18 protein-coding genes and 1 other RNA gene are annotated in these 21,867 nt (G+C 39.6%); 12 read left to right on the top strand and 7 right to left on the bottom strand.

The window, feature by feature from the left end; translation table 11 throughout:
• Nucleotides 1-3: 3 nt before the first annotated feature.
• The gene (locus IAE20_RS10725) at nt 4-1,212 is read right to left on the bottom strand and encodes an MFS transporter (RefSeq protein WP_200482331.1); all 1,209 of its coding nucleotides are present in this window, start codon (nt 1,210-1,212) and stop codon (nt 4-6) included.
• Between the two features lie 420 nt (nt 1,213-1,632).
• On the opposite strand from IAE20_RS10725, the gene IAE20_RS10730 reads away from it, so the two are divergent.
• Genes IAE20_RS10730 through IAE20_RS10745 form a run of 4 tightly spaced genes read left to right on the top strand, consistent with a single transcriptional unit; the run spans nt 1,633 to nt 4,634 of the window.
• Nucleotides 1,633-2,622, top strand: a complete 990-nt coding sequence (locus IAE20_RS10730) for an acyl-CoA dehydrogenase family protein (RefSeq protein ID WP_227610994.1) — start codon at nt 1,633-1,635, stop codon at nt 2,620-2,622.
• Complete coding sequence (locus IAE20_RS10735; RefSeq protein ID WP_200482330.1) at nt 2,610-3,392, top strand: PIG-L deacetylase family protein; 783 nt, start codon at nt 2,610-2,612, stop codon at nt 3,390-3,392. The genes IAE20_RS10730 and IAE20_RS10735 overlap by 13 nt, the downstream gene beginning before the upstream one ends.
• Nucleotides 3,385-3,984 (top strand): class I SAM-dependent methyltransferase, encoded by a 600-nt coding sequence (locus IAE20_RS10740; RefSeq protein ID WP_200482329.1) that lies wholly within the window; start codon nt 3,385-3,387, stop codon nt 3,982-3,984. Before IAE20_RS10735 ends, IAE20_RS10740 begins: the two co-directional genes overlap by 8 nt.
• On the top strand, nt 3,981-4,634 hold the full coding sequence (locus tag IAE20_RS10745) for a glycosyltransferase (RefSeq protein ID WP_200482328.1): 654 nt from the start codon (nt 3,981-3,983) through the stop codon (nt 4,632-4,634). The genes IAE20_RS10740 and IAE20_RS10745 overlap by 4 nt, the downstream gene beginning before the upstream one ends.
• Before the next feature lie 9 nt (nt 4,635-4,643).
• Here the strand turns inward: IAE20_RS10745 and IAE20_RS10750 are convergent, their stop codons facing one another.
• The gene (locus tag IAE20_RS10750) at nt 4,644-4,910 is read right to left on the bottom strand and encodes a hypothetical protein (RefSeq protein ID WP_200460733.1); all 267 of its coding nucleotides are present in this window, start codon (nt 4,908-4,910) and stop codon (nt 4,644-4,646) included.
• A 376-nt stretch (nt 4,911-5,286) separates the two neighbouring features.
• Nucleotides 5,287-5,646, bottom strand: a transfer-messenger RNA (tmRNA) gene (ssrA, locus tag IAE20_RS10755).
• Nucleotides 5,647-5,775: 129 nt separating this feature from the next.
• Here ssrA and glpK point away from each other — a divergent pair.
• Nucleotides 5,776-7,263 (top strand): glycerol kinase GlpK, encoded by a 1,488-nt coding sequence (gene glpK, locus IAE20_RS10760; protein ID WP_200482327.1) that lies wholly within the window; start codon nt 5,776-5,778, stop codon nt 7,261-7,263.
• Nucleotides 7,264-7,350: 87 nt separating this feature from the next.
• On the opposite strand, the gene IAE20_RS10765 is transcribed toward glpK, so the two are convergent.
• A complete protein-coding gene (locus IAE20_RS10765) occupies nt 7,351-8,259 on the bottom strand; it encodes a DUF4198 domain-containing protein (RefSeq protein WP_200482326.1) in 909 nt (302 codons plus the stop codon).
• 114 nt (nt 8,260-8,373) lie between these two features.
• On the opposite strand from IAE20_RS10765, the gene IAE20_RS10770 reads away from it, so the two are divergent.
• Genes IAE20_RS10770 through IAE20_RS10780 form a run of 3 tightly spaced genes read left to right on the top strand, consistent with a single transcriptional unit; the run spans nt 8,374 to nt 12,049 of the window.
• Complete coding sequence (locus tag IAE20_RS10770) at nt 8,374-9,942, top strand: DUF2271 domain-containing protein (protein ID WP_200482325.1); 1,569 nt, start codon at nt 8,374-8,376, stop codon at nt 9,940-9,942.
• 30 nt (nt 9,943-9,972) lie between these two features.
• Complete coding sequence (locus IAE20_RS10775) at nt 9,973-10,563, top strand: PepSY-associated TM helix domain-containing protein (protein ID WP_200482324.1); 591 nt, start codon at nt 9,973-9,975, stop codon at nt 10,561-10,563.
• Between the two features lie 10 nt (nt 10,564-10,573).
• Complete coding sequence (locus IAE20_RS10780) at nt 10,574-12,049, top strand: sulfite reductase subunit alpha (RefSeq protein ID WP_200482323.1); 1,476 nt, start codon at nt 10,574-10,576, stop codon at nt 12,047-12,049.
• Between the two features lie 103 nt (nt 12,050-12,152).
• On the opposite strand, the gene IAE20_RS10785 is transcribed toward IAE20_RS10780, so the two are convergent.
• A complete protein-coding gene (locus IAE20_RS10785; protein ID WP_200482322.1) occupies nt 12,153-14,249 on the bottom strand; it encodes a TonB-dependent receptor plug domain-containing protein in 2,097 nt (698 codons plus the stop codon).
• Between the two features lie 506 nt (nt 14,250-14,755).
• Between IAE20_RS10785 and IAE20_RS10790 the strand changes: the two genes are divergently transcribed.
• Together IAE20_RS10790 and IAE20_RS10795 are read left to right on the top strand one after the other, a co-directional pair.
• Complete coding sequence (locus IAE20_RS10790; protein WP_200482321.1) at nt 14,756-15,754, top strand: isopenicillin N synthase family dioxygenase; 999 nt, start codon at nt 14,756-14,758, stop codon at nt 15,752-15,754.
• Nucleotides 15,755-15,900: 146 nt separating this feature from the next.
• Nucleotides 15,901-16,581 carry a GntR family transcriptional regulator gene (locus IAE20_RS10795; RefSeq protein WP_200460725.1) on the top strand — a complete coding sequence of 227 codons (681 nt, stop codon included), beginning with the start codon at nt 15,901-15,903 and terminating at the stop codon, nt 16,579-16,581.
• Nucleotides 16,582-16,641: 60 nt separating this feature from the next.
• Here IAE20_RS10795 and IAE20_RS10800 read toward each other — a convergent pair whose 3' ends face one another.
• Both IAE20_RS10800 and IAE20_RS10805 read right to left on the bottom strand, forming a co-directional pair.
• The gene (locus IAE20_RS10800) at nt 16,642-17,589 is read right to left on the bottom strand and encodes a PDR/VanB family oxidoreductase (protein ID WP_200482320.1); all 948 of its coding nucleotides are present in this window, start codon (nt 17,587-17,589) and stop codon (nt 16,642-16,644) included.
• Between the two features lie 12 nt (nt 17,590-17,601).
• On the bottom strand, nt 17,602-18,678 hold the full coding sequence (locus IAE20_RS10805) for an aromatic ring-hydroxylating oxygenase subunit alpha (RefSeq protein WP_200460723.1): 1,077 nt from the start codon (nt 18,676-18,678) through the stop codon (nt 17,602-17,604).
• A gap of 481 nt (nt 18,679-19,159) precedes the next feature.
• On the opposite strand from IAE20_RS10805, the gene IAE20_RS10810 reads away from it, so the two are divergent.
• Nucleotides 19,160-20,506, top strand: coding sequence for an MFS transporter (locus IAE20_RS10810; protein ID WP_200482319.1), 1,347 nt, complete (start codon nt 19,160-19,162; stop codon nt 20,504-20,506).
• Between the two features lie 31 nt (nt 20,507-20,537).
• Nucleotides 20,538-21,818 carry an OprD family outer membrane porin gene (locus tag IAE20_RS10815; protein ID WP_200482318.1) on the top strand — a complete coding sequence of 427 codons (1,281 nt, stop codon included), beginning with the start codon at nt 20,538-20,540 and terminating at the stop codon, nt 21,816-21,818.
• The last annotated feature ends 49 nt before the right edge of the window (nt 21,819-21,867 follow it).

The raw sequence follows: 21,867 nt of genomic DNA on the forward strand, positions 1-21,867 counted from the left end.
CGTTTAATCTTGTGTTTTAAGCTGGCTAAAATGATTAAGAGCCAGTATAGATCCAACTAAAACTGCAAGACCAGCAAAGACCAGTTGTAGACCTGTATATTCACCAATAATCCCAATTAAAGCAGGACCAGTTAATGAACCTGTATACGCGATTGTTGATACACAGGATAAAGCAGCGGCTTTTTGCATGTGATTTTGACGTCCTACTCTAGAGAACATAATTGGAACAATGTTGGCTGATCCCAAACCAAGTAAGGCATAACCGATCAATACAAATATCCATTGGGGAGCAAGTACAATGCTCATTAGTCCTATTAACGCACAAATTACACTGTATTGAATCAGCTTTTGCTCACCGAGAATTTTAAGAGCCTTTTGTCCAACTAAACGGCCTGAGGTCATCGCAATAGCAAAAAAAGTATATCCTAGGCCCGCATACGCTGCATTCATTCCAAAATGACTGGTTAGATAAATCCCACTCCAGTCCATTGCTGCGCCTTCGGATAAAAAGCTAATAAAGCAAATCATCCCGATTAAAAGTATAAGTAAAGTTGGACGTTTTTTTTCTATATCACTGGTTGAAACGTCACAGCCTGTTTCTTTTGTAATTGTATTTTTTGGCATAGTCGATAGGGCATAAGGTACAGTAAATACACTCATAACTATAAGAATCAGACTGATCATGAAAATACTGACCACGGCTGACACGCCCAATGTCAGCAGTACAGTCATGCTCATGACTCCAAGTAAGCCACCCAAACTACACATGCCGTGAAAGCTTGACATCATCGGTCTGTCCGAACTTTTCTCGACAAAAACCGCTTGAAAATTTACAGTGACGCCTAAACTACCTGCAGCTGTACCAAACAAGAATAAAATCACGGCCATACTTAGGGCAGTGCTGCCCAGTGCCAGTGCAGGCAGTAATAGTAGCAGCATGAGAAGGGCTATACTAATAAGAACTTTGCAACCCAGACGATAAATCAATAAACCTGTAGTTGGCATAGCCAGAATAGCGCCCAGACCTGAACATAAGAGCAATAAACCAAAATCAGCATGGTTGAGATGCAAGCGCTGTTGTGCAAATGGAATGAGAGGTGCCCAAGCTGCGGTAGCGAAGCCCAGTGAGAAAAAAGCAAGCCGTGTTGAAAGACGTTGAGCTGCGAGTTGAATTTGAGCATCAGCGCGTGCTGCTCTGGAAAAAAAGATCATGCTAAAGCCGCCAATCTAAGACCCGATATTATCCATTCCAGATAAGCCGTCCATGTAAAAACCCTTACAAAAGTTATAGAAAAGTTCTATCACTAAGCAAGGGTTTATTTGGCGAAATTATACACAGGTTTAGATAAATAGCATTACTTTTATAAAAATAAATTCACTTAAAAATCAGCGTATTATAATTTATTTTTTAAGTGGCTGAAAATCTTTGAAAAATAGTTTTAAGCAAACTTTATTGTAAAGTTCCAGATTTTAAATATAGGATTATCCAACTGCATAAATAAAGAGCAGATGCTTTAATATTTTAACTAAAAAATAAATATAAGTGATTATAATAATTACAAATTATATATACATCACATGCCTGTTTTATGTTCAAAATAACGAAATAATAAATATTAGTTTTGGGACATAATGACATTACAACAGGTTCTATCCAACTTTGAACAAAAGCTGGCTACACATAATCAAAAGCTCGAATTAAATTCTGTATTGCATGAGTTAGCCGTTTTTACGCCTGACATTCCACTTCCTGGCAGCGGACAAACCTATAAGCGTTGGCAAATATTGGCTCAGATTGCTGCGACGCATCTGGGACTAGCCAAATGTTTTGAGTCTCATCTGGATGCGATAAGTATTTTAAAGGAGTTAAATCATGCCTCACGTCCTAAAGGACTTGGGGCTGTTTGGGCTGCGGAAGGACCGGATTGTACCTTGTATTATGAACAGGGCTATTGTTATGGTCGAAAAGCATGGTGTTCTGCTGCTAAAGATGCAGATTATGCAGTTATGACCTATCGTGATCAGGACAATCAATCACAGTTAGTCCTGAGTAAAATGAGAGAAAGTGGTGTCCAGATTGACCTAACGGGATGGCATGCCACAGGAATGCAGAGTACTCAGACCGCAAAAGTAGAATTTCAGCAAGTGCCTGCTGAACTTGTCGGAAAAGCAGGTGACTATATAAATAGGGCAGGTTTCTGGCATGGTGCGGCAGGTATAGCAGCGTGTTGGTATGGAGCAGCCACACGCTTAGCTGATATTTTACTTGCAGCCACGAAAATTCGTACTTCTTCTTTTCAATCTTATTACCTAGGGCAAATTTCTACTCAGCTTATGACTACACGTTCACTTTTTCAGAAGATTGCTGATCAGATTGACAATGATCCTGAACGAAGTCATGAGTTTATGATTCGGATACTTCGAGCAAAGGTAGAAGAAACAGCACAAACTATTTTGACGTTGACAGGAGAAGCATTAGGGGCACGTCCTTTTTGTGAAAATCCTGTATTTTCACATCTTGCTGCTGATCTTCCTGTTTTTTTAAGACAGAGTCATGCTGCTTTTGATTTTGAAAAAATAGCAGAACTGACGCGAAAGGAGCAGCAGTTATGGCATTTATAAAAGATCACCATCAGCCTGAACGTCTCATTTACGGAGCTGGAACTTCTATAAAGGAATGGCAGCAATGGGAAGAATTAAATCAATTGCCCGTTTGCGAGGTAGCGAAAACTTTTCCTGCCCAGCAGCGTGTCTTGATTATTGCACCTCATCCAGATGATGAAATTTTAGGTTGTGCTGGATTGATTCAGAAATTGGCCAAACTAAAACGGGAAGTGGTTTTGGTCGCCATTACTAATGGAACCATGAGCCATCCCAATTCATCTTACTATACTTCAGAAAAGCTTAATCAAATTAGGCCAGAGGAATCATTACAGGCACTTAACGTTCTTGATCTGGAAATCCAGATTGAGCGAATTGCACTTAATATCATGGATGGACAAATCAGTAACAAAACTGAGCTATTGTATCAAGCGCTGGAAAATATAACTCGATCTGACGATATTTTGATTAGCACTTATGAAATGGATGGTCATCCTGATCATGAAGCGGCAGGACAAGTTGTTAAATATTTTGCACAGCACCATGAATTATCCTGCTATCGGGTATTTATCTGGACATGGCACTGGGCCAAACCTAATCATCCTTCGCTTAATTTGGAGCAATGCTTCAAGGTTGAACTTGATTTATCTGAAGTAGATAAAAAAAGACAGGCCATTGCTTGCTTCCAGAGTCAGTGTGTCGCTGACCCCAGTACACATCAAGCGCCCATACTTTCAACGTTTACCATTGAGCGGATACTCCAACCTTATGAGGTGTATTGTTATGGCTAAACATTTGGAATATTTCAATCAGTTGTATGAACAAAATGATGATCCTTGGTCATATGCTGATCGTTGGTATGAGCATCGTAAGCGGGCAATTTGTTTATCTTTACTTTTGCATGATCAGTATAAAAAGGGACTGGAATTGGGATGTTCTAACGGTATTTTTAGTCAACAGTTGGCTGAGCGCTGCCAACATCTAGTGTGCATAGACGCAAATGAACGTGCTGTGTATTTGGCGCAACAACGGCTAAGTTCTGCTGCTCATGTAAAAATTCTGCAAAAACAGTTACCCGATAACTTTCCAGAAGATCATTATGATTTGATCGTGATCAGTGAAATTGGATACTATTTAACCCGAAATGAACTGCTAAAACTCATTGATCTGTGTCAAAGAAACTTAACAGATAATGGGATGATTTTATTGTGCCATTGGCGTTATCCCATTGAAGGATTTGAATTGAATGGTGAGACAGTCCATTCACTTTTTAAACAGGAAATGAAACTAGGTCATTATCTTCGTCTGAACGACAAAGATTTTCTGATTGATGTATGGACCAAACACAATAACAGTCTGGCAGATCAGGAAGGGCTTGTATGAATATTGGTGTTGTGATTCCTGCATTTAATGAAGAGGATTATCTGGAAAAGTGTCTGGCTGCACTTTACGATGCCCAAAAAAGCTGTATAGCTCAAAATATTCAAATCCAAATATTGGTTGTGCTAGATAGCTGCTCTGACAAATCTATTGAGATTGTGCAGGCACGCAAAATTGATTATTTAGAATGTAACTTTAGATGTGTTGGTAAAGCCCGAGATTTAGGAGTGCGTCATTTTATAGCTCAGGGCGTTGGTTGGGTCGCTTGCACGGATGCAGACAGTGAAGTGACTCACGACTGGTTTATTCAGCAGTGTTTGCATCAGCCCACAGACGCCATTTGTGGAATAGTGGAAATCAATAATTGGCATACACTTTCTGAACAGGTGAAACACGACTATTTATTGCATTATCAGGATAAAATGCATCATCGTCATATTCACGGTGCAAATTTATGTTTTAGTACCGAAGCGTATCTTTTAGCAGGCGGTTTTGATCATCTTGAATGCCATGAAGATGTTGGATTGGTTGAAAAAATGCAGTCATTGGGGCTGAAAATTTCATGGAGTAATAAACTCAGAGTGGTCACTAGTGCGCGTTTAGTGGGAAAAGCGCCACAAGGATTTTCATGTTTCTTATTAAACTTATGTTAAAAATATTGATTAGATTCTTGCCAAAACCCAGTCTATAAAACGCTTTTTATCATCATAATCGGGTGCATCATGAATTGAGACAATAATCGGAAAACCAAAATTTCCAATAATTCTATGGGGCATTTCAAATTCAAATTCAGTATCACTGTCTTCATGAATTTCTCTAAAAAAGGCAATAATTTTTTCGAATTGAGCTTTTTTAGAGAAATTTGGTCTTTCTTTTATAAAATCATAAATTTGATTTAAAACCTCATCAGTATTTCTATTTCTAAACATCCTATATCTCCCGTTATAATGCTTTTATCTTGTTTAAATGGATTTAAAAAAGTGTGAATCACCGCAATCATTATTTTAATTAATTAAGATGACAAAAAAATAAGATATATCTTACAGCCATTGTAGGAAAAATCTGACATTTGTATAAAAAACAAACAGAATGAGCATTAAAAAATAACTAATTAGAATTAGACATTAACTAGCCAAGAGGTAAATCTTAATGAATGGGTTAATTAACCCATTTTTTCCCCATACAAAGCAAAAAAGTAGTCAAACTGTATCGAATCTAATCGGACAAATAGACCAATAAAAAATCCTTTAAGTATTGAACTTAAAGGATTTTTTATATTTCATCGGATGACTCCGAATCGAATTTTGGTGGAGGTGGCGGGAGTTGAACCCGCGTCCGCCAGCACTACACTCGAGAATACTACATGCTTAGATATCGTCTATTGTTTTAACACTAAGTGACCCGACGAACAGGGTACAAATTGCGATCCTCTAAGTTTGGTATAAAGCCCCGAGGCTTGACTTTATACGGACTTGTGTGCGTGCGCTTCAGTCGGGTTCCCAGACCACAAGTATTCTAGGAAGCGGACAAGCTGCCCTTAGGCAGCTAGAGCGTAAGTTTCGTCGTTTGCGACTATTAAAATGCAAATTTTATTTACGAGAGAAAATGCGCTCTCGGCATGCATCTATGAGCTTCATCACCAGCGTCGAAGCCAATAACACCCCCAGATGAGTCATACATCATAACACAGACACCAAAAATTGCTATGCAATTTATAACCAACTAGATTCTGCTGATGTATTTAACTTTATAATTGAGCTAATATTTTATTTTTCAAGTACACCTATAAAAAATATGAGCTATTTACTTGCACTCGATCAGGGAACAACTTCTAGTCGCGCGATTATTTTTGATGAACAAGGACGTGTTCATGCAACAGCTCAGCGCGAAACGAAAATAAGAACGCCCCATTCTGGTTGGGTTGAGCAAGATGCTGATGAAATCTGGTCAAGTCAGATTTCAGTGGTGCAACAAGCTTTAGCTTCTGCGCATGTTTTAGCAAAGGATATTAAAGCGCTGGGATTAACCAATCAGCGTGAAACTACGGTTGTGTGGAATAAACGTACAGGTAAGGCTCTTGCACCCGCAATTATCTGGCAGGATCGGCGTGCGACAGAATGGTGTAATGAGCTGATTCAAAAGGAGTTACAGGATAAAGTTCATTATAAAACAGGACTACGAATCGATCCTTACTTTAGTGCAGGAAAATTAGTCTGGTTGCTTAAACATGTTGACGGTTTGAGAAGTTTAGCAGAGCGCGGGCATGTTGCTTTTGGAACGATTGATAGTTGGCTAATCTGGAATCTGACTCAAGGAGCAGAGCATGTTATTGAGGTCAGTAATGCTTCAAGGACAATGCTGATGAACCTTCAAACACAACAGTGGGATGAAGAATTACTCGAATTATTTCAGATTCCCCTTTCAGTATTGCCCAAAATTATTTCATCCGATGCTTATATTGCCGATACCGCTCAAGGTTTGCTGGGCAGTACCATACCCATTACAGGAATTTTGGGAGATCAGCAAGCGGCACTTTTCGGACAATCCTGTTTTGAAACAGGGACAGCAAAAAATACATATGGGACAGGTTGCTTTATGCTGTTTAATACAGGGGAAGAATTGCAATTTAGCCAAAACCAACTGCTTACTACACTCGCGTGGCAATGTCAGAATCAAACTCGCTATGCACTTGAAGGTAGCGTATTTATGGCAGGTGCAATTGTGCAATGGTTACGCGATGGTTTAGGGATTATCCAGAGCAGTGTACAGGTTGAACAATTAGCAAATCAGGTTAAAAGTAGTGAAGGGGTCGTCTTGGTGCCTGCCTTCACAGGACTGGGTGCACCGCATTGGGACAGCGAAGCTCGTGCTTTATTGTGTGGAATGTCGCGCGGAACCAATAAAGCACATATTGCACGAGCAGCTTTGGAATCAATTGCTTTTCAGGTTTCTGATGTGCTGTGTGCCATGCAATCGGACTTATCTAAACCCTTAAAAGAATTACGAGTTGATGGGGGAGCTAGTCGGAATGATATGTTGATGCAATTTCAGGCGGACATTTTAAATGTGCCTGTATTACGACCTAAAATGTTGGAGTCGACTGCATGGGGGGCAGCTGCAATGGCGGGTCTTAAATCTGGTGTATTTTCAAATCTGGATGAAATTTCCCAATCATGGCAGCTTGATCGGGCTTTTGAACCTCAAATGAGTGAAGATGAACGCTCTCATCATTTGGAGCTTTGGCGACGTGCTTTGAAACGTGCCAAATCAGATTTGTATTAACTCTAAGGGTTTTAATGCTAAACCTGATGATAAAGTCAGGCGGTTATTCGATTAAACCGCCTGTTTTGAATCTGAAAAAAGATTGAATTATTCAGCAACTTCCACCGTCAAACCATAAGTATAAATATCACTGGCAGGTTTTTTGGTAGCATCTGGATTTGCTTCTGGATATGAGGTTGTAATGAGGTAAATTCCTGTTTTTTCAAACTTAATATCAGCTTCGCCTTTACTATTGGTTGTTACATGGGGTTGTTGACGTTGTGCATTTAAATCATAACTGTCTGCACCTTTAAAGACATCAATCTCAAGATTCGGAACGGGTTTACCATTAAATAAAACTTGAGCTTTTAATGCTTCTCCAGAATAAAGTTCACCTGGATGAGTGAGTAATTTTACTTCAAAACCTTTATTAGTGACTGCTGGAATTGGAGAGGGCTTCCCTTTTGTGACAAAGCTTTCAGCCATCAGGTGATTGGTTACTTCAATAACTTGGGCATTTTTTGGTAGTTGATCTTCACTCACAAAACGTGGAGGTTGATTGGCATTGGTTTGGGCTGGACGCTGTTCATTTTTTGCAGCTTCAGCAGGTTTATTCGCTTGATTTGGGTTTTGCATTGGCATGCGGTTGGCACGAACACGTAACCATCGACCATCAACTAACGCATATTTGCTTGGGTTGCCTGTAGCATTTTGAGTACGAATACGATATGTACCTTCTTCATTCAAATCAAATTCTGCGACATTAAATTTTTTCAAGGCAGCTGCGGCATCAATATTTTTTTGTTGACCAGCAGGTGTGCTAATGACATAACTTGTCTTGAAATTAAAACTGGGTACAAAGAATTTTTCTAGCGTAATTGAACTCTGAAAGCTCACTGAATTTGCCGAAGATGTATCAAATACATCGGGTAAGATATAAGGACCCGCGGTATGAGCAGAGGCTAAAACCGGTAATGCAGACGTTAATATCAACGCTTTAATCCATGAAGTACGCATATAAAAAATCTCTCAGAAAAATATCGTAACGCAATAAAACATTTTCCTAACAATTTACTTGATAATAAATATCATTTTCAATATTATTTTTCCAGAAAATTCTGGAGAATGAGCATGTCTAATCCTGCTTTGAAAAATGTTCTTAAACAATCCTCATCCGTATTTCGTTTAAAACCTATTGTAATTGCAATTTCGCTCATTTCTCCACTGACCGCAATGGATGCATTTGCCGCGTTATCTCCTTCGTCAAATTTGCCCACTGAATTAAATCAAGCCAACCATCGTTTTCACCAAGATCATGTTTTGGGAACCTCACTGGATGTGGTCATGACGGGGGCAAATGCACAAGAAGCAGAAAAAGCATTTCATGCCGTTCAACAGGAAATTGCCCGTCTGGATCAGATACTTTCTACTTGGAACACCAAAAGCGAGATCAGTGCATTAAATCGCAACAAAGAGGCTCAAGTTTCTTCTGAACTGTTTGACGTGATTGCAGCGTGTGAAAGTTGGCGTAGTAAAAGCTGTGGTGCATTTGATGCACGTCTAGGTCAGCTAATTGGTTTCTGGGAAAAAAATAATAATGTGCATCAACTTGATGAAAGTACACGTCAACACGTTCTTCAACAAATACAGCAACAGCCTATGCATCTAGATGCGCAGCAAAAAACAGTCCAACTGGATAAAACGGTGACTATTGCACCTGATGCTTACGCCAAAGGATATATTATCGATCGTGCTTTGATAGCAGCACGTCAGGCTGTACCTTCATTACAAGGTCTGATGATTGATATCGGAGGCGATTTACGTGTTTGGGGTGAAGCTCCTCAAAAATCAGGTTGGAAAGTTGGGATTCAAAGTGCACAGGCAAAATTCGATAATGCCTTACCTGAACAGGTTCTCAATCTTAATAATCAGGCGATTGCCTTTAGTGGCAAAGGTTATCGTGATTTGGCTGGTCAAAGTCATTTACTTGATCCAAAAACAGGACTGCCATTACAACATGTTGAACAATGCGTAGTGGTCGGCCACTGTGCAGCAGATGCCGATGCTTTGGCGACAGCACTTGCCGCTATGTCACCAGAAGAAGGAATGGCGCTAATCGAATCGCTGATTGGATATGAAGCTAAAATGACCCTGAGTAATGGTGATGGCTATCAAACGACAGGGTGGGGGCAAATGGTTGAAGCTCGTCCACAGGCAGAAATGCTCAAAGTTGCTGCTGGTGGATCATCTTCATGGCCTGCTGGTTATCAGGCGATTTTGGAGCTAGTGATCCCTAAAATTGCAGTTGAAAACTATCGTATTCCTTATGTTTCGGTCTGGATCACTGACAGTAATAAAAAGTTGGTGAAAACATTAGCAGTTTGGGGCAAGGATGAAAAATGGATCAACTCCAATTATGTCTGGTGGCGTCGTTATGGCCGTCAAATGCCAAATCTGGACGCTGTAGCCAAACCATCACGTCAACCTGGTCAATATAAGTTGGCGTGGGATGGTAAGGACGAAACAGGTAAGGCTGTAGCCGCAGGTCAATATATTGTGCATGTGGAAACCTCTCGTGAGCATGGTGAGCATTCATATCAAACATTTGATCTGGATGTTAAAGCCAAAGCTTCAAGTCAAACGCTTCCAGCACAAAAAGAAATTGGCGCATTAAAATTGAATTTCCAGAAAGTAAATTAATTGTTAAATCTATAGACTGGGATTTTAGTCGTGTACCAACGCCGTGATTTTTACCGCCATGCACGTTATGTGCATGGTTGGCTGTCTGCTTTCGCATTTTTAGTTTTGATTTTTTTTGCCTTAACCGGTTTATTTTTAAATAATCCGGACTGGTTTAAATCTTCAGCACAGGAAAAAACTCAGCAGATTACGATTCCTCCTGATGTCTTGACTAATGTCCAGCACCAGGAAAACCCAAGTATGGCTTTGTTGGATTATATTCGTCAAAAAGAAAGTATTGTGGGACGTTATCGCAGTAGTGAAGTGCTGGATGATGAAGTCATGATTCGTTTGGAAAGTCCGGCTGGAACGACTGATATTTCGGTATTAATGGATACGGGTGATGCAGAAATTACCCAAAAATCAGCGACACTGGTCTCTGTGCTCAATGATTTGCATCGAGGTAAAAATGTAGGAACCTCATGGCATTGGCTGATTGATATTAGTGCAATTTTAATTTTGCTGCTCTCTGTGGCAGGTTATATTCTATTCTTAAGTATTAAAACACGTCTGATAGCTCACCTTTTATTAACTACAGCGAGTCTAGCAGTTTTGATTGTTTTGATCTGGTTTGCAGTATGAGGACATACTTATGACCTCTGCGGTATTTTATATTCTCCTCGTATTGTCAGTTTTATTGTTTATCCATCTAGGTGTCATTGCAGTTTTATTATGGAATAAAAGCCGATCCTCTATTCATTTTATTAAGGATCAAGAGGGATATCTTGTTGTCTATGCGAGCCAGTCTGGTCATGTTGAGCATTATGCCAAACAGTTAGCGCACCAGTTACAACAGTCGGGCCAGCTCAATGCAGTGCTGGATATGCAATATTTGTCTCTTCCTAAACTAAGTGCTACAAAAAAAATATTATGGTGTGTCAGCACCTATGGCGAAGGCGACGCGCCCGATAGCGCACGTGCGACAGCCAAAAAACTTTTTATGCAATCATTGGATTTATCTGCACAACACTATGCCGTTCTGGCGTTTGGGGATCGACGTTATGCACAGTTTTGTGCTTTTGGGCAGCGCTTAGATCAATGGCTTAAGGCCCAAAATGCGCAGTCGCTTTTTGATATGATAAGCGTAAATGCACAGAGCTCTGCCGATCTAGCAAAATGGGATACTCAACTTGAGCAAGTGACTCAAATCAAACTAAATGCCCAACCTGACTCTGAAGCATGGCAGCAATTTAAATTGCAACAACGAAAATGCCTAAATACAGGCAGTTCAGGTCAACCGATTTTTCAGTTGCAATTACGTTGTCTTGAAGAAATTCATTGGCAGTCTGGCGATATTCTTGAAGTACAATGCGGCAATGCTGACACAGAGATGGTCAAATTTTTAAAACTTCATGATATTGCAGGATATCCTGAAGTAAATCAGAAGTTACGTCATAAAAATTTAAGAAATGCGCCTTTACGTTTGGCAGATGAATCATTAGAAGCATGGCTAGTACGTTTTGATGTGTTGCCTACACGTGATTATTCAATTGCTAGTATTGCGCAGCAGGGTTATGTTGAATTGTTGGTTCGCCAACAACAAACTGAACATGGCTTGGGTTTAGGGTCTGGTTGGCTGAGTGCTACGTTGACCCTTGGAGAGAGCATTTCGGCACAGATTCGTTCTAATCCATCTTTTCACCTCGATCAACAACAGCGACCCCTTGTTCTAATTGGTAATGGAACAGGAATTGCGGGATTGATGTCTCATCTACGTCAGCGTGAACAATGGCAATATTCACAGAACTGGTTAATTTTTGGTGAGCGGCAGCAACATTATGATCATCTTTATGCAGAACAGCTACAACAATGGCAAATGCAGGGATTTTTAACTGATATTGATTATGCATTTTCGCGAGATCAACCTCAGAAAATCTATGTGCAAGATCGCCTCATGCAAAAAGCGGATCAACTCAGACAATGGGTTGCGGAGGGTGCGGCAATTTATATTTGTGGTAGTCTCAATGGCATGGCACAAGAAGTAGAACAAGTGTTAATACAAATTTTAGGGCAAGAAAAATTGGAACAACTTCGGCAGCATCATCGCTATCAACGTGATGTGTATTAAAATATTGCATAGTAGTAGTTTATATTACAGTTCAAGTTTTTTTATAAAAAGAAGTCGTTAGCGCAAGTAACAACTTCTTTAGTTGAATTTAAATTAGCCAAGTTTAAAATTTCTTTTCGATACTCAACAGGATATTCGGAATCGATTCATTGATTCGGGCTTGATAGAGGCTGTCATCAGATTGATTACGCAGATATTCTTTGTAATCTGTCCCCAAAATATTTTTTAAACTTAAGGTTGCACCCCAGTTATGACTAAAGTTTTTGGTGGTGCTGATATCCACTGTTACTCGACTGTTGGTGGTACGATCATAGGGCTGATTATCCAGTGCACGAGTGAATTTAGGGGTGTAGCTGACATTAATGCTATTGGAAAGTTTCCATGGTTTATAACTATAAGATAACCCTGAACTTGCCGTATACGGGGCAACGTCACTGGCTAAACGGTCATTGCCATCGGTATCTTCAATACTGACGTGAATGGTTGAAACCTGTCCTGTGACCATTAAACTATGTCCAGCTTCAGTTTCTTTTATTGCGTAACGGCCTGTTAGCTCAGCGCCATAGGCTGTGGCTTTATTCTGGTTAATGGGACGTTGTACATAACGAGAGCCTTCGAGTCGAATGACATTTTCAATATAATCTTTAATTTCACGATTAAATGCAGTTAGGTTAAAACCACCCGCAGCCGTGTTATAGCCTAGAGTGGATTCAATTGCTGTTATTTGTTCTGGTTTAAGATCAGGATTACCCCCACGATCTGGATTATTCAAACTGCCTGCATCACTATCCGTTGAAATAGTAACTGTTGGTGCTAGACGATTTGCGTTAGGTGCTTGAAATGCCTTGCTTAAATTTGTTTGTAACGACCAGTGGTCATCGAACTCATAACGATGAGCTAAGACGGGACTGGCATGTTGGTCACTATAGTCAACCAGCCCACTACGCTGAATCCATTCTTGTCTAACGCCTAGAGTGACGGTTTGTTGGTCGGTAAAACGCCAGCTTCCTTCACCATATAAAGCATAGCGCTCTTCATCTAATGTGCTAGCAACATTGCTTTCCAGTTCATTTTTGCGGGCTTCAAAGCCGAATTTGATCTGTTTATTAGGATCAAGTTTTCTGACCCCATCATAGCCAAGGGCATATTCATTGACGGTTTCATCTGTATAAATATCGCCCTGACGTGTACCCGTTAATTCTGTTTCATTCTGATGTTCAGCCGAAATGCGGATTTTATCTGAACCATCATCAGTTTTGCGTTCATAGCGGGTATTTAATCGAATGCTATCATTTTGATCTTTCTGAATTTGATCCTGATGAGTTCCATCGCTTTTGGTATTGCGATAAAACAAATCTGCAACCAATTTTTGTGTGTCATCAATGGTGTATTCCAGTCGTGGGGAAAACATCTGCATGCTGCGATCAGTGGTTCTTTGCTGTTGGCGCTCACCATTACTATCAATGGTTTTAGTTACTGAAGTAGTGTCTTGCCACATCTGATTGGCAGAAAGACTGTAACTCCATTGATTGTCTCGGCCATCGGTTTGTAGGCTGACTTGTTTGCGAATTTCTTCCTGAGGACTAGACTTGGCGATGCCATAACCTACTCGCACATTTCCATTGATGAGTGTATTAAGGGGTTCTTTTAAAATAATATTGATCACCGCAGAAGAGGCGACAGAAGCTTGCGCCACACTAGGTTGTTTTATTACCTCGATACGCTCAATCATATCGGTAGTGATCGTATCAATTACGGACATCCCACCACGAGGGCCACCCTGAACTGCCTCACCATTGATTAAAAAGGTCGGACCTGCACCGCCCCGAAAACGCATACCCGATGCTGGATTATTCCCACGTGGCCCTTGACCGGGAGCTGGCATTTGAAAACCCGCTGCACGACGTAGCGCATCACTTACAGACTGATCACCATATTGCAGCATTTCCTCTCGGGTAATAATTGTTTTTGGAATCGCGCTAATATCGTTATCTTTACTACTTTGTTCCGAAGCTGCTTTAAGCGTAATCGTTTTGAGAGTTTGAGTGGGTTGAGCAGTGGGTACTGGTTCGGATGTTGATGTTGAAGTCGTGGTTTGAGCTACTGAATGCTCTGTATCTGTGCCCCATGAATGACTACAAATTGAGAGTAAAGCAAAACTAAGAGGTGAAATCTTCCAGAAAACATGAGGTTGTTTCATGATTCTTATTCCGTTATGAGTTAATTTTTGCGCAGAATAGCTGACAATTGTGGAGAAATTTTAAAGAACAGCAAGATTCCAGCGACAAATCAAAAATATATTTATCGTTGTGTGTGTTGGCTATAAAAAACGTTTAAAGTGTAATAAAAATTAATATTTCCATAATCTTAATAGGTTATAGTAGTGCAGATTTTGCTCCTAAATAATGCAAATAAAATAAGCTTGTTCTACTTTTTATGCCAATATTGATGGATCGAATATCCTAATATTTTAAAAAATTTGATGAATTTAAAATAGGAGCTAAGTTGGCATAATCATTGCTTTCATTTAAGTAGAGTATAAGCTGTCAACATATTGTGCTAGTCATTATGTGGGTCATTGCTCTAAGCGATATCTATTTTCCCTGAAAATAAAATGTCGTTTAGCGTGACTCAATTGAATACTTTTCTATTTTCTTAAAATTGGGTCACATCATTAAAGTCTATTTTTTAATGTGAGTGGCAAACATGAATAGTTTAAATACCTATACTGAATTTTCTCTGGAAGAATTAAAAAAAGAATCTATGATGGGGGTGATGGGTACTGAAACCCAACGCGAAGTACGGATTATCGATTTAAGTGATTTTGAACATCGTAAATATCAAATTGCTGATCAACTCTGGGATGCAGCTGTTGAAATTGGTTTTTTTCAAGTCTCTAATCACGGCATTCCGCAAGCAGAAATTAATCATGCTTTTGGTTTGGCAGAACAATTTTTTGCTTTGGATCGTGACGTCAAAGCACAGTATCCTTTAAATCGTAATGCAGGCTGGGAGAGCAAGGCACAAATTCGTCCTTCAACCAAAACACCTGATCAAAAAGAATCCTACCAGATTACTCGTCCACGTATGACCAATCTATGGCCGTCACAACAAGAGTTGCCAGATTTTAAGGCGCAGGTTTTAGATTTTGAACGAAAATGTTGGTCTGTGGGCATGAAAATTTTATCTTGTTTTGCTTATAAGATGGGATTTGCAGAAGATTTCTTTACTTTAGCGCATGACCCCTCAAAAGAAACCTACCAAAGCACATTGCGTATGTTGCATTATTTCGCAGTAGATCCTGCCCTAAAGGATGAGTTAGGTTTATGGCGGGCAGGCGCACATACCGATTTTGACTGTTTAACTTTACTGTTCCAGCAAAAGGGGCAGGGTGGTTTGCAGGTCTGTCCAGGTAAAGAAATGGAAAATCGGGCATGGACTTCAATTGAGCCACGTGAAAATTTAATCACCTGTAATATTGGTGATATGCTCATGCGCTGGAGTGATGATGTATTGCCTTCGAATTTCCATCGTGTAAAAAATCCAGCTGATGATGAGTATCAGGGGGCTCGTTATAGTTTGGCATTTTTTTGCCAAGCCAATGAAGATGTGTTAATCCAAAGTCCAAAAGGCAAATATCCAGATATTACTGCAAAGGATTATCTGGCACAGCGAATTAGTGCTAATTTTTCTGGTAAATACTAGATTTATAATTTTATGGATTCAAAAAAAGCAGCTTTGGGGGCTGCTTTTTATTCCTTCTTTTTAAAAGAAAACACTCAGAAAAATATTGTCATTGCAGCGATGAACTTGATAGCATCGGGAACAATCTTTTAATAAAAGTGGCTGTAATGTCTTCAGGGCAACAAGTTTTAATTAAACTCAGAAAAATGATCATTGCGGGTGAACTTGAAGGCGGCAGCCGTATTGCGGAAATTCCAACAGCTGAACTGCTGGGGGTGTCGCGTCAGCCTATACGCATGGCTTTTCGTTTACTCGAACAAGAAGGCCTACTCATCAAGAATCCAACGCGAGGCTATATTGTTCGTGAAATTTCTGATGAATTAATTCATGATGCACTGGAAGTTCGTGGGGTTCTGGAAGGTCTAGCGGCAAAAACAATTGCAGAACGAGGGCTAACCGAGGAACAAAAAAAAATATTGCACCAGTGTATTGAAGAAACTGAAAAACTTTTTGATGGAAAAACCGAATTTAATGATGAACAACTCGAACGATATCATCAGTTTAACGTGATTTTCCACGACACCATTATTCAGGGCGCAGGTAATATTGCTTTAATGCAGGCTTTAGCTAAAAATAATCAGTTGCCTATGGCATCGGCTCAGGCATTAACCTATGACCAATCCCGTGCCTTATCTGAATATCGCCGTTTACATTATGCTCATCTTCAGCATTGTTCTATTCTAGACGCGCTTATTCATCGTCAGGCAGGGCGTGCTGAAAGTCTGATGCGTGAACACAGCAGCGTAGTCATGCTAGGGGAAACCGTGAGACAAATTTTAGTAGAATAATTCTTGAAAAAGCTCCTATACATGGGCTTGAGGTAATGTATAGGAGAAAAACTTAAATTTTTAAGCCAGATCAATGACCAGTGTTTTCGATTTGGCGCGTGAGCAACATGGAGTAAATTGATTGTTTAGACAATGTTCCTCATCGGTCATGAAGACATCACGATGATCAGGTGTTCCTGAAATCACACGTGTAATACAGGTTCCGCAAATACCCTGTTCACAGGATACAGGCACATCAAAACCATTTTCCAGTAAGGCTTGTGTCGCAGTTTGATGGGAGTGAACTTCAATCTTACGGTCTGAACCCAAAACCTCAATTGTAAACATTTCATTTTCGCTTTGATCAATCTGCTGCGCGACAAAATGTTCCTGATGTAATTGACCAGTTGACCAGCCTGCTTGCGCAGCTGAATCCATGACAAACTGCATAAAACCAGTTGGGCCGCAAACGTATAAATGTCGTGTAGTCGAAAATGCCTTGAGCACCTGGTTCATTTTGCATTGTGTTTCGGGCTGATCCTGAATGTGAAAATGAACTTTTCCTGCAAAATGTTCAACCAAATTGCCATAGAATGCAATCATTTCATGACTACGTACAAAATAATGTAATTCAAAAGGAATTTGCTGTTGTCTCAGACGATAAGCCATTGAAATAATAGGGGTAATTCCAATTCCCCCTGCAAATAAAACAGCTTCTTTGGTTTCTGGGTGAATCTCAAATAAATTACGCGGTTCACCAATGGTCAGCCGATCACCTTCTTTATATTCAGTGTGAATACAACGCGAACCTCCACGTGAATGTTCATCCTGTAAAACACCGATCACATAACGATGGGTTTCACTACAACAATTGGCTAGAGAATACTGCCGTATGAGCCCATTTTTTAGATGTATATCTATGTGTGCACCTGCTTCAAATTCAGGCAAAGCTGTAGTATCGGCTGAAACTAGTTCAAAGGCCCGAATATTTGAGGTGAGCTGGTGGATTTTATTAATGATCACGTCCATGTGCTGTACTCCTTAAATTACGCGAATATTAGGAAATTTTCGGTTTTGGCTTTCAGGAGATGGCGTATTTTCTTGGGCAAGCAGCCGATCAATAATTTTACGGGACTGTACGCCACCTGCATCAATATTCAGCATCAGCAATTGACGTTGCGGATTGCGTAAAATATTTTGCTGCTGTTGCTCTAACATTTCTAAATCTTCGGTAAAAATTTTGCCTTGGCCTTCTCGAATTTGATCAGTCAGTTCAGTGTTTTCTGGTTGGAAGTTACGTGCCATGCCCCAGAAATACCAATGTGATGTTTCAGTTTCAGGAGTAATAAAATCCACCACAATCGAAGATACTTTTTTACTTTTTGGCGCGTTATATCCGCCGTGACCAACATGCGCTACACCCACTTCAATGTGCACATTACTGGGAGCAAAAAAATGACAACGCTGCCAGCGATCTACTGCTACGTCATCAGCTAAATGATTGCCACGCAATGCCATTTGCCAAAATGGAGGCGCCGTTACGTTTTCCATATAACGTTCGGTAATCACATGATCGCCATCTACTCTGGTCACTGGAAGCGCTTCGTCAATTTCCTTTTGACCGATACTGCTCGAATGTACATAGGTTTCATGGGTTAAATCCATGAGGTTATCAACCATCAAACGATAGTCACATTTGATATGAAATAAGCCACCGCCGTAACTCCAGTCTGGATTATCTGCCCATTCTAAACTCGGTAAATCTGCTTCGTTGGCTAGGGTTTTCTCTCCTGGCCAGACCCAAATAAATCCAAATTTTTCTACGGCAGCATAGGATTTATTACATGGAAAACCTGCTACACGTTGTGCTGGCATTGAAATTGTTTTTCCTTCGCAACCCATCACAAGACCATGATAACCGCAGACTAAGTTGCCATCTTCGACATAACCTAAAGAAAGTGGTGCACCACGGTGTGGGCAGAAATCCTCAACAGCAGCCACTTTATTTTCTTTACCACGATAGAAAACTATTTTTTCTCCGCAGATAGTACGACCTAAAGGCTTATCCTGAATATCTTCTGGACGGCAGGCAACATACCAGGCGTTTTTTATAAACATGTGTGACGACTCCTTATCACTTATTGGATCCAATTTATGTTTTTTTTAAATTTTAGTCAAGATCTGGATTATATTATTTGTTATTAGTTACTGAATTTTAATTAAATTTAATTTATTTAAATATTCTTTTTTATATATCTGTATCCAATTTTTGAGTAATAAATGGATCCACACTATTGAAAATAGCTTTTATTTTTATAATTATGAAACTTAAATTATTTTAATTATCTGATTTTTATAATTTAAATAATTATTTATTCACTAGGCATTAAATTTATTAAAAATATATTGATTTTTTGGATCCAAATATTCAGTATAGAAAAAGAGCAGGAAGCTCCAGAAATCAGGTCACTTATTTGCTCCTGTTTTTTGCAATCAAATTATTCCTTCTAGGCAATTATGGATATGGATATGCATAATCACCCAACATCTCATTACGGAATGTCGTGTGTATATCTTATTCAAATTGGGAGATATGCAAATGGAAAGAGATGTTCTTGGTGAGATCAATCAAAATCAAATGAGCCGCTATCAATGGTTTGTCATTATGATTTGTCTTTGTCTCAATATTATTGATGGTTTTGATGTCATGGTTATGGCATTTACTGCACCATCCGTTTCGGCTGAATGGTCACTTTCAGGCGCGCAAATTGGTTTATTGCTTAGCTCTGGTCTGTTCGGTATGGCCGCAGGTTCCATCTTTTTGGCTCCACTCGCCGATAAATTTGGCCGTCGATTACTGATTTTAGTCTGTCTGGTAGTTGCGGGACTAAGTATGATGGCGTGTGCTTTTGTACAAACTCACAGCATGTTAGCAGCTCTTCGTTTTATTACGGGAATTGGGGTCGGGGGTATTTTGGCGAGCAGTAATGTATTAGCCAGTGAATATGCGAATGCTCGCTGGAGAAGTCTGGCCGTAAGTTTGATGTCAACAGGTTATGGTATAGGTGCAACATTAGGTGGAATTCTATCGCTTATTTTGATTGAACATTTGGGCTGGCGTTCGATTTTTCTAGCGGGAGGTTTAACCACAATTTTTATGTTATTGATAAGTCTGTGGTTATTACCGGAGTCGCTTGATTATTTATTTGCAAAAAAACCAAAACAAGCATTAGAAAAAGTCAATGCTGTCATGCAGCAGATAGGCTTAACCACTTTGTCTGTTTTACCACAATATGAAAAAAATTATCGTAAGAAAGGTGGAGAAATTGCCCAATTATTTCAGGGAGCACGAGGGTTTCAGACCTTTTGCTTATGGGGTGCCTTTTTTATGGTGATGTTTGGTTTTTACTTTGTTATGAGCTGGACGCCTAAAATTTTAATTTCAATGGGCATGTCAGCAGATCAAGGCGTAAGTACAGGTATTTTGATTAGTATTGGTGGAATCTTTGGTGCAGCTATTATTGGTTTGCTTGCATCACGTATGAAAATTTTCCATGCCTTAAGTCTATTTTTGGGGTTAACTGCGGCCTGCGTTTTCTTATTTGTCGCTGTATCCTCTCAAGTGGGAATTGCCCTAATCGTAGGTCTATTACTGGGCACCTTAATCAACGGTTGTGTCGCAGGTTTATATTCTATTTCTCCAACGATTTATGATGCAGATATTCGTAGTCGCGGTGTTGGTTATGCAATTGGCTTTGGTCGCATTGGTGCCATTTTATCACCCACAGTTGCGGGTATTTTTCTGGATCAAGGTGTAGCGCCTGCGACTTTGTATGCGTATTACGGCATTGTTTTTATTCTCGCTATCTTCTTGATTTTAAGTTTGGGTAATGCATTTTATCGCCAGCAAAAAGCTCAGTCTTATTCTTTGAAAACCGCACCTTAACCTTATAAAAAATTAAATGTAGAGATAAAAGATGAAAAAGACATCCTTATGGGTGGGGGTCTGCTTGTGCCCATTTTTTGCCCCAGTTACTCATGCTGAATTTATTGCTGATAGCAAAGCCGAGTTGAGTTTAAGAAATTATTACTTTGATCGTGACTATAAGAAGGATCCATATCCATATACAGCTGCCCGCGATTGGGCACAAGGATTTATTTTAAAAGGACAGTCAGGATATACCGAAGGGAGTGTAGGCTTTGGTGTCGACGTATTGGCAATGGCTGGTTTCAATCTTTTAGGTGATTATGCAGATGATTATGCAAGAAGTAGTTTGTTGCAGGTGAATGCCGATAATACACGTGATGATTATTATGGAAAAATAGGAATCACTGCAAAGGCAAAATATCGCCAAAATGAGTTATTTGTGGGCGATCTGGTTCCATTGCTGCCTACGATTTTTTCATCACCTGCACGGCTTTTCCCTCAAACTTATCGTGGAGTGCGCTTTCTTTCGACGGAAATTCCAAATTTTCAGTTAGAAGGTTTTTATGTTGATGAGGTACGACAGCGTGATTCAACCCGTTATACCGAGGTTGGGATTGATAATATTAATCATCGTTTTGATAAGGCTATAACAACAGATCATTTTTATAGTATTGGAGGAGCTTATCAGTTTAAAAATTATCGGGTACGCGCTTATCAAGCAGAACTTCAGGATATTTATCAGCAACAATTTCTAGGGTTTAATGGTAAACAGGCGCTCAATGATCAATTGAACTTTTTAAGTGATGTACGTTTTTTTAATAGTCAAGATACGGGTTCACGTAAGGTTGGTAATGTCGATAACCAGCATTTGAGTGGTCTATTCGGTTTGAACTATCAAAATCACACTATCTCTTTGGGTTATATGCAGGCTTTTGGTTCGACTGGATTACCGTTTTTGTCAGGGACAGAAAGTCCTGTAGTTCTGGATTTTATGAGTTCAGATTATTCCAATAAAGATGAGAAAGTGTATTCTATTCGTTATGAATATGACTTTAAAGATGCTCAAATCGGTGACATTTCTTTAAATGGTTTACGCTTTATGACGCGTTATGCGAAAGGTGAGGACATTGATCTTCTCAGTTATGGGGATCAACGTTTTAAAGAAAACTCACTAGAGTTTGACTTAGGATATCGTATCCCGGAAGGAAGGTTAAAAGGACTGGGGGTTAGAGCGCGTTTTTCTCATTATCGTAATGATATGCCCACCAATATGACTTTTCATTCCGCCAATGAAAGCCGTTTAAATGTAGACTATACGTTTAAATTCTAATTACAGCTTAAATTAAATGTAAAAGGATAAGATCATCTATGTATAATCT

The sequence above is a fragment of the Acinetobacter sp. S54 genome, assembly GCF_016624945.1.
GTDB lineage: Bacteria > Pseudomonadota > Gammaproteobacteria > Pseudomonadales > Moraxellaceae > Acinetobacter.